A 12289-nucleotide genomic window follows, 5' to 3' on the forward strand; every position below is an offset into this window, starting at 1 on the left:
GGACCGCTGTTCCGACGTCCGATCCGTGCCGATGGGAGGGGGTGAGGACCATGCACCCGTCGCTGCGAGCGCGCGAGCCGCGCGCCGCCGCGCGCACCGCAGTGATCGTGCTGCTCGTCTGCAGCGCGATGATGGCGCTCGTCGGTGTGCTCGGGCCCAGCGCCGAGGGCGACGCGAGCCGGCCGGTGGTGTGGGCGTGCGTGGTCGGCCTCCTCGTCGTCGCCGGGATCTACTCCCGGGTCCCGCCGCAGCGGCTCGACCGCGCCGGGGGCTTCCTCGGGCTGGCCCTCGTCGGGGTGACGGTGCTCTGCGCGCTGGCCGTGTCGGCGGGCGGCACCTCGACCCGCTCCCAGGCGTTCCTCGTCTTCGTCGTCCTCTACGCGGGGTTCCACCTGCGCACGGCCGGCGCGCTGCTGGTCACGGCCCAGACGGTGGTGGCCGGCGGGATCATGCTGTTCACCAGCTCGAAGGTGGACTCCGCGCTCACCGACTTCGTCTTCTTCGGCACCATGCTGGGCGTCACCGGGATGCTGCTGGCCCGCTCGGCGAACTCCCAGGAGCGGCTCGTCGCGGCGCTCCAGCGGCAGGCCGACGTCGACGCGCTGACCGGGCTGGTCACCCGGCGGGTGCTCGACCAGGCGCTCAGCACGGCCCTGGCCCGCGCCGGCTCCGAGGACGGAACGGCGCTGCTGCTCATGGACGTCGACGAGTTCAAGTCCATCAACGACGTGCACGGGCACCTCGCCGGTGACGACGCCCTGGTCCACCTGGCCCGGATCATCCGGCAGCAGACCCGCGCGGGTGACGCCGTCGTCAGCCGCATGGGCGGGGACGAGATCGCGGTCCTGCTGCAGAGCTGCTCGCGGGAGGACGCCGTGCGCCGCGCCGAGCAGCTCCTGGACGCCGTCCGCGGCGAGCCGCTGGTGCTGCCCGACGGCACGCTCTACGGCCTCTCCATCAGCCTCGGCGTCGCGCACGCCGCGCGCGGGACCGAGGAGCTGCGCACCCTGTACGCCGCGGCCGACGACGCCCTCTACGCCGCCAAGCGCGGGGGGCGCGGCCGGGTCGAGGCCGCGTTCGGCTGAGCTACCGCAGCCGGCGCACCGCCGCGGCCAGCGTGCGCTGGGTGAGCCGGCCGTCGGCCAGCCCCAGCGCGACGACGTCGTCGAACACCCGCTGGTCCTGCCCGGCCCCGCGGACGACGGCGTCCATGAGCACCGGCCACCGGCTCAGCCGCGACGCCGTCGACGAGGAGCGCAGGTGCCGGCCGAGCCGCCGGGCCAGCGCGCGGCGGTAGGCGGCCCCGGCTCCTCCGCCGAGCAGCGCCGCCTGCCCGGCCAGGGCGCCGGAGAGCACCGCGTAGAAGATCCCCTCGCCGGTGAGGGGGTTGATCAGCGACGCCGCATCACCGGCCAGCAGCACCCGCCCGTCGGGCTGACGGGGGACCCCGGTGCTGAGCGGCAGCCGGTGCGCCCGCAGTTCGGCCGGCTCGACCCCGGGCAGCAGCCGGGTCAGGCCCTGGAGCAGGCCGGCGCGGGTGGCGCCGCCCGAGACCAGCTCGCCGTAGCCGACGTTGGCCCGCCCGTCGCCGATCGGGAACGACCACGCGTAGGCCGGCCAGCGCTGCTCGGTGGTGGTGATGACCTGCACGCCCGCCTGGCCCGGCGGCTCGGGCGCGTACCCGCGGATCGCCACCGCGAGCTGGTCGTCCCGGTTGCGCGGCACGCCGAGCGCGCGGCGGACCACCGACTCGGCGCCGTCCGCGCCCACCAGCACCCCTGCGGTGAGGGCGCCGTCGATCTCGACGGCGTCGGGCCGGAAGGTCACGGCACGCACGGTGCGCCGGCGCAGCTCGGCGCCGGCGTCCTGCGCCGCCGTGATCAGCCGGGCATCGAGGACGGCGCGCGGCACGACGTACGAGGGGCGTTCGGTGGCCCGCTCCACGGTGCTCCCGCGGGGCGAGCGCAGCCGCAGCCGCGGAACGGCGGGGTACCCGGCGGTGACGTCGGCGGGATCCACGCCGAGGCCCGCCAGCACGTCGAGCGCGTCGGGCGCGATGCCGTCGCCGCAGACCTTGTCGCGGGGGAAGTCCGCGCGGTCGAGCACCAGCACGCGGGCGCCGGGAGCGGCCTGCCGCACCGCCAGGGCGCACGCCGCCCCGGCCGGCCCACCTCCGACGACGACGACGTCCCAGTGCTCCACGACGGGAACGCTAGGCAGCCGGAGCACTCACTGCCCGACGGGGCGCGGGACGCCGTCCCAGTTCTGGGCCAGCAGGCGCCGCCAGCTGTCCAGGTCGTGCGCCGCGGGCTCGGTCGAGGCGATGAAGTCCAGCAGCACGTCGCAGAAGCGCTCGGGCTCGTCGAGGTGCGGCCAGTGGCCGGCCTCCTCGAACACCTCGACCCGGGCGCTGGGCACCAGCGAGCGCACGGACTCGGCGTGCTGCGAGGGCACGATCGGGTCGCGGGCGCCCCAGACGACGAGCATCGGCACCGAGTCGGCGAGGTAGAGCCGGTCCAGCGCGGTCACCGCCTGGCCGCGCGCGTCCACGACACCTCGCAGGGTGCGCAGGAAGGCGCGCCGGGCCTCGATGTCCTTGAGCGCCAGCAGTGCGTCCACCGCCTGGGCCAGGTCACCGACCCGCCGCCAGCCGGTCACCCGGCCCACCTTCTCCACCGCCTGCAGCCCGGTGCGGAGCGGCCCGGACACCTGGGCGAGCGCGGTGACGACGACCTCGGCGCCGGGCAGCGTCGCGGCGCGCAGACCGGCGGACAGTTCCGGGCCCAGGCCACCGCTGCCGACCAGCGCCAGCCGCTGGCAGCGCTCCGGGAACTGGTAGGCGAACTGCAGGGCGATGCCCCCGCCGAGCGAGTGGCCGACGACCGTCGCGTGCTCGATGTCGAGCACCGAGAGCAGGTCGCGCATGCCGTTGGCGTAGGCGGCCAGGGAGTAGTCGCCGCGGGGCTTGTCCGAGTTGCCGTGGCCGAGCAGGTCCGGCGCGATGACCGTGTGGGTCTCGGCGAGCCGGTCGATCACCTTCGACCAGGTCTGGCAGTTGTTCCCGATGCCGTGCAGCAGCAGCAGCGGTGGGCCCTCGCCCGCCCGGACGAAGGCGCGCTTGTGCCCGTGGACGACTCGGGTCTCGGCGACCTGCGGCGACGGCATCGCCCCAGTCCACCACGTTTCGTGTTGCCGTGGGGTTACATCTACTCCGTCGTCAGGACGACGACGGCGCCTGCCACTTGCGCGGCGGGTGCTCGTAGCCCTCCACGAAGGCCAGCAGACCCGCGGCGTCCGGCACCACGCCGAGGGCGTCGAGCCGGCCCGCGTCGAGGTAGCCGTCGTCGACCATCCGGCGCAGCTGGTCGAGCAGCGGCTGCCAGAACCCGTCGACGTCGAGCAGCACGGTGGGCTTGGCGTGCAGGCCGAGCATCCCCCAGGTCCAGGCCTCGAAGAGCTCCTCGAGCGTGCCGGCGGCCCCGGGCAGGGCGATGAAGACGTCGGCGAGGTCGGCCATCCGCGCCTTGCGCTCGTGCATGGTCTGCACGACGTCCAGGCGGGGCAGCCCCGGGTGCGCGACCTCGTCGTCGACCAGGTGCTGGGGCATGACCCCGATGACCTCGCCGCCGGCCGCGAGCGCGGCGTCGGCGACGACGCCCATCATCCCGACCTTGCCGCCGCCGTAGACGATGCCGACGCCGGCCTCCGCCAGCGCCGTGGCGAAGGCCGCGGCGGCCGCGGCGTGGTCGGGAGGGCCGGCGTGCGACCCGGTGAAGACGGCGACCCGCACGCGTCAGCCGCCGTAGAAGCGGTAGACCGGCGCGGCGATGCAGACCGGCTTGTCGCCGCCCTCGCGCTCGATGACGCAGGAGAAGGTCAGCTGCTTGCCGCCCGTGATCTCCTCGACGGCGGCCAGGCTCGCGGTGAGCCGCACCCGGGCGCCCACCGGCACGGGGGAGGGGAAGCGCACCTTGTTCAGGCCGTAGTTCACGCCCATGACGGCGTCGGTGACCGTGAGCACCTGCGCGAAGAGCGGGACGAGCAGCGACAGGGTCAGGTAGCCGTGGGCGATGGGACCGCCGAAGGGGCTCTCCTTCGTCGCCCGCTCGACGTCGACGTGGATCCACTGGTGGTCGCCGGTGGCGTCGGCGAACAGGTTCACGTGCTCCTGGGCGACGTCGTACCAGTCGCTGGTGCCGAGCTCGGAGCCGATCAGCCCGTCCAGCTCGGCCATGGTCGTCGTGGTGCTCACGTCGTGTCCCTCCCAGGAGCCTGCGATGTGGTCCGCGGACGCTCGGTCTCTGCCCACACACGGGGGCAGAGACCGACTCCGCCGGGAACACCTTGCCGCGCTGGCTGGAACGGCGCGCGACCGGGTTCACTGGGCGGCGTGCTGAGCTCGACCGACGGCTGGACCGTGTGCGCCGCCGGACACCGTCACTGGGGCCGTGCGGGCGCGGCCGGCCTGCTGATCCACCGCGACGGCGTGGACGGCCCCGAGCTGCTCCTGCAGCACCGGGCGCGGTGGTCCCACCACGGCGGCACCTGGGGCACGCCGGGTGGGGCGCTGCACGCGGGGGAGGCGGCGACGGCGGGCGCGCTGCGGGAGGCCGGTGAGGAGCTGGGGCTGACGGCGGCCGATCTGGTGCTGGGCGCGCAGTCGGTCGACGACCACGGCGGCTGGGCCTACACGACGGTGCTGGCGACCCCGGCCCGCCCGTTCGAGGCCGCCGACCTGCGGCTGGACGGCGAGAGCGACGGCGTCGCCTGGGTGCCGAAGGCCCGGCTGGCCGAGGTCGAGCTGCACCCGGGGCTCGCCGCGACGCTGGGACGCCTGTGGCTCCTGATGCGACGCGCCGGATCCGAGGCATGAACGGGCGGTGACCGGGGCACGGCACTCCTGATCTGTCCGTCGGTCTCCGACGGCGCACCACCACGAAGGAGCCGGTCCTGTCCCGCCACGCCGCCACCCCCGCCGGACGCCACGGTTCGACCGTCACCGGCAAGGGACGCCACGAGCGCCGCACCAGCCGCAAAGGGCTGTGGCTGGCGTTCGCCCTGATCTGCGCGGGCCTGCTCGTCGCCGTGCCGGTGGCCCTGATGCTCATCGGCGGCGGCACCGACAGCGCGGACAGCGGCTCCTCGCGGGACTCCGACGGGGTCTTCGCCGGCAACGGCCCGGGCAGCACGCCGCCGAGTGGCCCCGCGGGGCTCACCACGGAGGCGTCGCGCACGCCGGCCCCCGGTGAGACGCCGGTAGACCCGGCCGGCGACGCGCAGCCCGGTTCCGCCGGCGCCGCGGGTGCTGCCGGTGGCGGCGCCGCGGGCGGGGGTGCCGCCGGGGGCGGCACGTCGGGCAACGGCGGCCCGGGGTCGACCGGCGGCGCCGCTCCGGCGAACCCGGGTGGCTCGGGCTGGACCGCCGGTGGCTCCCAGGCCCCCGCGCCCGCCCCGGCCCCTGCCCCCGCTCCGGCCCAGCAGCCGCCGGCGCAGCAGCCGCCTGCCCAGCAGCCCCAGCAGCCGCCGGCGCAGCAGCCGCCCGCCCAGCAGCCACCGCCGAGGACCTGCGGCTGCGACAAGGACCAGGACGGGATCGACGACCTGCTCGACCCGGTCGTCGAGGTCATCCCGAAGGTCACCGAGCCGCTCGGCGGCCTGCTCGGTAAGTGACGCGCCCGCCCGGACCCGCGAGAGCCCGGGCTAGGTTCGGCGCATGACCGCGCGCGACGACGTCTCCGAGATCTTCGACAGCTCCGCCTGGGCGGAGGTCGAGGGCTTCGACTTCGAGGACATCACGTACCACCGCGCCGTCGACGCCGGCGTCGTGCGGATCGCCTTCGACCGCCCGGAGGTGCGCAACGCCTTCCGGCCGCAGACCGTCGACGAGCTGATCACCGCGCTCGAGCACGCCCGCCTGGCCACCGACGTCGGCTGCGTGATCCTCACCGGCAACGGCCCGAGCCCCAGGGACGGCGGCTGGGCGTTCTGCTCCGGCGGCGACCAGCGGGTGCGCGGCAAGTACGGCTACGAGCACGACAAGGGCCGGTCCAGCGGGCGGCTGCACATCCTCGAGGCGCAGCGCCTGATCCGGTTCATGCCCAAGGTCGTGCTCTGCGTCGTCCCCGGCTGGGCCGCCGGCGGCGGGCACAGCCTGCACGTCGTCGCCGATCTCACGCTCGCCAGCGCCGAGCACGCCCGGTTCAAGCAGACCGACGCCGACGTCGGCAGCTTCGACGGCGGCTTCGGCTCGGCCTACCTCGCCCGCCAGGTGGGCCAGAAGTTCGCCCGCGAGATCTTCTTCCTGGGCGACGAGTACACCGCCGCCGACGCGCACGCGATGGGCATGGTGAACCGCGTCGTCCCGCACGCGGACCTCGAGGCGACCGCGCTCGAGTGGGGGAAGAAGATCGTGGCCAAGAGCCCGACCGCCCAGCGGATGCTCAAGTACTCGTTCAACCTGATCGACGACGGCCTGGTGGGCCAGCAGCTGTTCGCCGGCGAGACGACGCGGCTGGCGTACATGGCCGAGGAGGCCGTCGAGGGCCGCGACGCGTTCCTGGAGAAGCGCGATCCCGACTTCTCCCAGTTCCCGTGGCATGTCTGAGGGCCGAAATGGCCATTAAGGCCCTATGACGAGGAGGACGAGATGATCGTCGAGGTGGTGACCGGCGCCGACGAGCGCCCCGAGGCGCGGGTGGTCGACGTCGACGACCTCGGTCGGCTGCACCTGGCGCTGGGCGTGGTCACCGACGAGGAGGCCGCGCAGGCCCTGGAGCGGGCAGGCCTGGGCCGCCTCCAGGACGCCGACACCGCGTTCCTGGACGTCGCCGCGCTGCGGGCCGCCGCCGAGCCCCGCGCGACCGCGCCGGACTGGGTCACGCGGTGGGACGCGATGGTCGCCGCGGCGCGTGCGAAGGGCTGGCTGTCGGCGGACGGATCAGCGCTGCAGGTGCACGTCGAGAGCGCTGCCGGAGCCTGACCGGGGCACGTCGCCGACACGAGTACGACGAAGATCATTGTGGTCACTCCACCGAGCGGCCACTATGTGCGGGTGCAGATGATCCTTGGCGGAGCCGCGTCGTGACCGGGGCCCCCGGCCGGCCGCTGAGCTCCGAGCTGTCGGAGCAGTTGCTCACCGTCGCCGTCGACATCCTGGCCGACGAGGGGTGGGGTCGGCTCAACAGCGACCGGATCGCCGCCCGCGCCCGCGCGGGCAAGGCGGGCATCTACCGCCGCTGGCCCACGATGGCCGCCCTCGCCCGGGCCGCCGTCGGCAGGTTCCGGCTCGTCGTCGTCCCCGAGGACCGCGGTTCCCTGCGGGAGGACCTGCTGGGCCTGCTGGAGCGGTGGACCCTGCCGCTGGACCGCGAGGAGCGGGCGGTCGCCAGCCTCGCGGGGGCGGCCTGCCACGACGAGGAGCTGCGCGCAGGGCTGGACGAGGCCGTGGTGCGCCCGCTCGGGGAGGCCGTGCGCGAGCTGGCCGCCCGGGCCGATGCCCGCGGCGAGGCGCTGCGCCCCGACCGCGAGCGACTGCTGGCCACGGTGCTCGAGGCGTTCTGGTGGCAGCGCTACCGGCTCGCCGAGCCGCTGACGCCGGAGAACCTGGCGCTGGTGGTGGACGAGCTGCTCATGCCGATGGTGCGCGGCGTCGGGGAGCCGGTCGCCGCCTGACCGTGCCGGTCAGCTGGCGCGAGGGGTGCGCCGGTCCGCGGGAGGCAGCGTCACGTCGCCGATCCGGGCCTCGAGCTCGGGGATGGCCGCCACCATGGCGTCGAACAGCCGCTCGGCCAGCTGGCCCAGCGCCTCGCCGATCTCCCGCGGGCAGGCGCCCTGGTGGATGCGGCTCCGCTGGCCGACGATCAGCGAGCGCACGGCCGCCAGCCAGGTCGCGGCGGTGAGCGTCGCGGCGGTCGCGGGGTCGTGCGGAGCGGGAGCGGCGTCGGAGCGGTCGGCGGCGGTCCACGCCTCGTGCAGGGCGGAGGCGAGCAGCCGCTCGCTCTCGTGGACCAGTTCGCGCTCCCGCACCAGCAGCGCCCCCGACGTCTCGATGGTGCCGAGGTAGGTCTGCGCGTCGCTGCCCGCGAGCTCGACGAACCGGCGGCGGACCAGGCCGACGAGGTAGTCGCGCAGCGCGGTCAACGGGGGGACGCCCGGTTCGCGGGATCGGACGGCGTCCGCCGGCCCGTGCACCCACGGCACGCGGCCGTCGAAGAAGAGCTCCTCCTTGGTGGAGAAGTGGTTGAACACCGTCTGGGCGGCGACGTCGGCCCGCCGGGCGATGTCGGTGATCGTGACGGCGTCGAAGCCCTGCTCGGCGAACATCTGCTGCGCCACGCTGCGGACGTGCGCACGCGTCTGCGCCTTCTTCTGCGCTCGCCGGTCCTTCAGGTCACCCACGGTGCCAGCATAACCACGCTGGGTATGCATCTGCGACCTGACCGGCCGGTCGGTACGCCCGTCTGCGGCCCGCGTCCGGGGGCTGCCCGGTCACCAGGCAGCATGTCGTCCCGGTGCGGTGACCGTCGCACCTCCGACCAGCCCTCAGGAGGACCCCCGGTGCTCACCAGAGCCGCCGTGCTGCGCGAGCCGGAGACCGAGTACGAGATCGTCGAGCTCGAGGTCCGCGATCCCGGCCCGGGCGAGGTGCTGGTCGAGATGGCGTACTCCGGCCTGTGCCACTCGGACGAGCACCTGCGGCACTCGAACCCGGGCGGCCGGTACCCGATCGTCGGCGGCCACGAGGGCTCCGGCGTGGTCCAGGCCGTCGGCCCGGGTGTGACCGGCGTGGCGCCGGGCGACCACATCGTCACGAGCTTCCTCCCCGCGTGCGGGCACTGCCGCTTCTGCGCCTCCGGTCGCTCCAACATCTGCGACAAGGGCGCGACGATCGCCACCGGCCTCCTCCCGGGCGGCCGGTACCCGTACCGGCTGGACGGCGAGGAGCTGGGCGGGTTCTGCATGGTCGGGGCGTTCGCCCGCCACACCCTGCTCAGCGAGTTCTCCTGCGTGAAGATCGACCCCTGGCTGCCGCTGGACACCGCCGCCCTAACCGCCTGCAGCGTGCCCACCGGCTGGGGCTCGGCCGTCTACGCCGGCGGCACGCGGCCCGGCGACGTCGTCGTCGTGGTCGGGCTCGGCGGGGTCGGCGTGAACGCGGTGCAGGGCGCGGTGCACGCCGGCGCGATGCACGTGATCGGCGTGGACCCGGTTGCGATGAAGCGGGAGTTCGCCGAGTCGGTGGGCGCCACCCGCACCGTGGTGAGCACCGACGAGGCCGTCGGCCTGGCCCGCGAGCTGTCCCGCGGTACGGGCGCCGACGTCGTCGTCGTGACCGTGGGGAAGATGTCGGCCGAGGTGTACCAGGGCGCGGCGGCCTGCCTGGGCAAGGGCGGCACGCTGGTGCTCACCGCGCTGGGCGACCGGCCCTCGGACGGGTCCGTCACGGTCAACGGCCAGCTCGCCACGGTGTTCGAGCACCGCATCCAGGGCTCGATGTTCGGCTCGTGCAACCCGTTCACCGACATCCCGCGGCTGCTGCGCATGCACGAGGAGGGCCGGCTCGAGCTGGACCGGCTGATCACCCGCCGCTACTCGCTCGACGAGGTCAACCAGGGCTACCGCGACCAGGCGGCCGGCGAGACCGTGCGAGGGCTCCTGGTCCACGCCGACTGAGGGGCCAATATGGCCATATTGGCCCGGGGTGGGGTTGGTGACCGCGTAGCGCGGGGAGTAGGCGGCCCATGAGCTCTCCGCGCATCGCCGTCCTCGACGTCGACGGCACCCTCGTCGACACCAACTACCAGCACGCCCTGGCCTGGTACCGGGCGTTCCGGTCGCTGGGGGAGACCTTCCCGGTGTGGCGGATCCACCGGCTGATCGGCATGGGCGGCGACCAGCTCGTGGCCGCCCTCGGTGGCGACGACGTCGAGGAGCGCATCGGGGAGGAGGCGCGCGAGCGCTGGGTGACCGAGGCCGACCCGCTGATGGAGGAGGTCGCGGTGCTGCCCGGCGCGCGCGAGCTGCTGCTGGCGTTCAAGGAGCGCGGGCACCGGGTCGTGCTGGCCAGCTCCGGCAAGCCGCACCACGTCGACCACGCCCTCGACCTGCTCGACGCCCGCGACATCGCCGAGGCGTGGACCACCAGCGAGGACGTCGAGTCCACCAAGCCGGCGCCGGACCTGCTGCAGGTGGCGCTGAAGAAGCTCGGCGAGCCGATCGACGCGCCGAGCATCCTCGTCGGTGACTCGGTCTACGACGTCGAGGCGGGCAAGAACGCCGGGATGCCGTCGATCGTCGTCCGCTCCGGCGGGTTCGGCGACGACGAGCTGCGCGACGCCGGCGCCCTGGAGATCTTCGACACCCCCGCCGACATCGCCGCCGCGCTGGACCGCCTCGACCTCACCGCCTGAGCCGTCAGCGCCGCCCGAGCCGGCGGAGCACCGCGTCGGGGCGGTCGGTGATGAGCGCGTCGACACCGAGGTCGAGCAGGAAGTCGATGTCCTCGGGCTCGTTCGCCGTCCAGACGTGCATCTCCTTGCCCGCCGCGTGGGTCTGGGCCACGTAGTCGGGGTCGGCGCGCAGCAGCGCCAGCCCCGGGCCGACGGCGCTCATGGATCCGGTCAGCAGCTCGCTGCGGACCGGCCGCAGCCGCTTGCCGATCAGCTGCACGGTCGGCACCCCGGGGGCGAGCGTGCGGGCCCGGCGCACGGCCAGCTGGGAGAAGCTCATGACCCGGAACGCGGGCTTGCCGCCCCACTCGACCGGGGCGTCGCCGTCGAGCAGGCCGTAGCGGCGCAGGCAGCGCACCAGCTCCTGCTCCACCCGGCGGGCGTGCCGGGTCGGGTGCTTGGTCTCGATCGCCAGCCGCACGGTCCCCGGCGTCGCGGTGGCGTACTCGAGCAGCCGCTCGAGGGTGAGCACCTGCCCGTCCTCCACGTCCGGCTCGTCGGCGACGGCGAGGATCTCGTCGTCCTTCCACCTGCTGAACCGGCTGCGGCGGGCGCCGAACTGGAGCTGCTCGAGCTCGGCGAGGCGCAGGGTGGAGACGACGCCGCGGCCGTTGGAGGTGCGGTGCACCTTGCGGTCGTGGACGCAGACGAGCACGCCGTCGCGCGTCATCCGGACGTCGCACTCGACGGCGTCGGCGCCGATGTCGACGGCGTGCCGGTAGGCGGCCAGGGTGTGCTCGGGCGCCTCGGCGGTGGCGCCGCGGTGGGCGACGACCTCGGGGCCGCTCACCGGAGGGCGGGGCGCGGACGGGGGAGCGGCACGGGAGAGATCTTCCCCGCCCCGCTCGGTGAGCGCGCGGCTACCCCGCGAGGCGGGCGCGGTACTCCGGGACGGTGACCATCGGCGGCCGCTCGTCGACGGCGACGTCGCTGGTCCGGGGCACGAAGCCGGTGCCGTCGTGCCGGAACTGGGTGAGCGCGCCGCTGCGCGGGTGCGCGGCGGCCGCCCGTGACAGCACGGTGGCCACGACCTGCCCGGCCATCTCGCCGAGGGCCTCGACGCCCTGCGAGGTGTGCCGGCGGCTGCCGAGGTCGACCTGGGCCAGCGAGGAGAGCCCGCCGGCGCGCAGCAGGTCGATGAGCAGGCCGACCTCCACGCCGTAGGCGGAGACGAACGGCACCCGCTCCAGCGCGGAGCGGCGGCCCGCGTACTCGCCGCCCAGGGGCTGGACGACGCCGGCGAGCTCGGGCCACAGCGCGTTGAGCAGCGGCCGGGCGGTCAGCTCGGTCACCCGGCCACCGCCGGCGGGGACGACCGCGCCGTCGACCTCCAGCGGCCGGGTGTAGCAGCCCTTCACGTACCGCACCTGCGGATCGGTGAGCAGCGGGCGCAGCAGCGCGGGCACGTAGTGGGCCACGTCGCCGAGCAGGTCGGCGTCCAGGAAGACGACGAGGTCGCCGGTGGTGGCGGCCAGCGACTTCCACAGCGCCTCGCCCTTGCCGGGACGGGTGCCGTGCGCGGGCAGCACGTCGGTGGTGGCGACGACGTCGGCACCGGCCGCCCGGGCCACCGCGGCGGTGGCGTCGGTGGAGTCCGAGTCCACGACCACCAGCTCGTCGACGAGCGGCACGCGGTGGACCCAGTGCTCGCGCAGGTCCGCGACGAGCCGGCCGACGGTGGCCTCCTCGTTGCGCGCGGGCAGCACCACGCTCACTCGGTGCCCGCCCCGGCGCTTCGCGCGCAGCAGGGCGCCGGGATCCAGGTCGGCCAGGGAGGTCGCGGTGGTGGTGCGCTCGGCGAACCAGGCTCGGGCGTCGGGTCTCACGGCTCCACTGTCGTC

At 74.9% G+C, this 12289-nt stretch carries 15 protein-coding genes; 8 read left to right on the forward strand and 7 right to left on the reverse strand.

Features of this window, described 5'->3' with window-relative positions; translation table 11 throughout:
* Positions 1-50: 50 nt before the first annotated feature.
* A complete protein-coding gene (locus DQ244_RS00545) occupies positions 51-1085 on the forward strand; it encodes a GGDEF domain-containing protein (protein WP_233491082.1) in 1035 nt (344 codons plus the stop codon).
* 1 nt (position 1086) lies between these two features.
* Here the strand turns inward: DQ244_RS00545 and DQ244_RS00550 are convergent, their stop codons facing one another.
* The 4 genes from DQ244_RS00550 to DQ244_RS00565 are packed head-to-tail and all read right to left on the reverse strand — an operon-like array spanning position 1087 to position 4252.
* Positions 1087-2202 (reverse strand): NAD(P)/FAD-dependent oxidoreductase, encoded by a 1116-nt coding sequence (locus DQ244_RS00550; RefSeq protein WP_113809548.1) that lies wholly within the window; start codon positions 2200-2202, stop codon positions 1087-1089.
* Positions 2203-2229: 27 nt separating this feature from the next.
* Complete coding sequence (locus DQ244_RS00555) at positions 2230-3165, reverse strand: alpha/beta fold hydrolase (RefSeq protein ID WP_113809549.1); 936 nt, start codon at positions 3163-3165, stop codon at positions 2230-2232.
* Positions 3166-3217: 52 nt separating this feature from the next.
* Positions 3218-3790 (reverse strand): TIGR00730 family Rossman fold protein, encoded by a 573-nt coding sequence (locus DQ244_RS00560; RefSeq protein WP_113809550.1) that lies wholly within the window; start codon positions 3788-3790, stop codon positions 3218-3220.
* Positions 3791-3793: 3 nt separating this feature from the next.
* Positions 3794-4252 (reverse strand): MaoC family dehydratase, encoded by a 459-nt coding sequence (locus DQ244_RS00565; RefSeq protein ID WP_233491083.1) that lies wholly within the window; start codon positions 4250-4252, stop codon positions 3794-3796.
* Positions 4253-4390: 138 nt separating this feature from the next.
* On the opposite strand from DQ244_RS00565, the gene DQ244_RS00570 reads away from it, so the two are divergent.
* The 5 genes from DQ244_RS00570 (at position 4391) to DQ244_RS00590 (ending at position 7671) form a co-directional block, all read left to right on the forward strand.
* Positions 4391-4873: an NUDIX domain-containing protein gene (locus tag DQ244_RS00570; RefSeq protein ID WP_113809551.1), complete on the forward strand. Its 483-nt coding sequence runs from the start codon at positions 4391-4393 to the stop codon at positions 4871-4873.
* A gap of 212 nt (positions 4874-5085) precedes the next feature.
* Positions 5086-5670 (forward strand): hypothetical protein, encoded by a 585-nt coding sequence (locus DQ244_RS00575; RefSeq protein ID WP_113809552.1) that lies wholly within the window; start codon positions 5086-5088, stop codon positions 5668-5670.
* Between the two features lie 43 nt (positions 5671-5713).
* Entirely contained in the window at positions 5714-6604 is an 891-nt protein-coding gene (locus tag DQ244_RS00580; RefSeq protein ID WP_113809553.1) for a 1,4-dihydroxy-2-naphthoyl-CoA synthase, read from the forward strand.
* A 42-nt stretch (positions 6605-6646) separates the two neighbouring features.
* Positions 6647-6979 carry a hypothetical protein gene (locus DQ244_RS00585; RefSeq protein WP_113809554.1) on the forward strand — a complete coding sequence of 111 codons (333 nt, stop codon included), beginning with the start codon at positions 6647-6649 and terminating at the stop codon, positions 6977-6979.
* Positions 6980-7080: 101 nt separating this feature from the next.
* Entirely contained in the window at positions 7081-7671 is a 591-nt protein-coding gene (locus DQ244_RS00590; RefSeq protein WP_113809555.1) for a TetR-like C-terminal domain-containing protein, read from the forward strand.
* A 9-nt stretch (positions 7672-7680) separates the two neighbouring features.
* Here the strand turns inward: DQ244_RS00590 and DQ244_RS00595 are convergent, their stop codons facing one another.
* Entirely contained in the window at positions 7681-8397 is a 717-nt protein-coding gene (locus DQ244_RS00595; RefSeq protein ID WP_158544427.1) for a TetR/AcrR family transcriptional regulator, read from the reverse strand.
* A gap of 159 nt (positions 8398-8556) precedes the next feature.
* Between DQ244_RS00595 and DQ244_RS00600 the strand changes: the two genes are divergently transcribed.
* Entirely contained in the window at positions 8557-9672 is a 1116-nt protein-coding gene (locus DQ244_RS00600; RefSeq protein ID WP_113809557.1) for an NDMA-dependent alcohol dehydrogenase, read from the forward strand.
* 68 nt (positions 9673-9740) lie between these two features.
* A complete protein-coding gene (locus DQ244_RS00605) occupies positions 9741-10409 on the forward strand; it encodes an HAD family hydrolase (protein ID WP_113809558.1) in 669 nt (222 codons plus the stop codon).
* A 4-nt stretch (positions 10410-10413) separates the two neighbouring features.
* On the opposite strand, the gene DQ244_RS00610 is transcribed toward DQ244_RS00605, so the two are convergent.
* Positions 10414-11238 carry a glycerophosphodiester phosphodiesterase family protein gene (locus DQ244_RS00610; protein WP_113809559.1) on the reverse strand — a complete coding sequence of 275 codons (825 nt, stop codon included), beginning with the start codon at positions 11236-11238 and terminating at the stop codon, positions 10414-10416.
* A gap of 70 nt (positions 11239-11308) precedes the next feature.
* A complete protein-coding gene (locus DQ244_RS00615) occupies positions 11309-12274 on the reverse strand; it encodes a glucosyl-3-phosphoglycerate synthase (RefSeq protein ID WP_113809560.1) in 966 nt (321 codons plus the stop codon).
* Positions 12275-12289: the final 15 nt, after the last annotated feature.

Source organism: Blastococcus sp. TBT05-19, assembly GCF_003319095.1.
GTDB lineage: Bacteria > Actinomycetota > Actinomycetes > Mycobacteriales > Geodermatophilaceae > Blastococcus.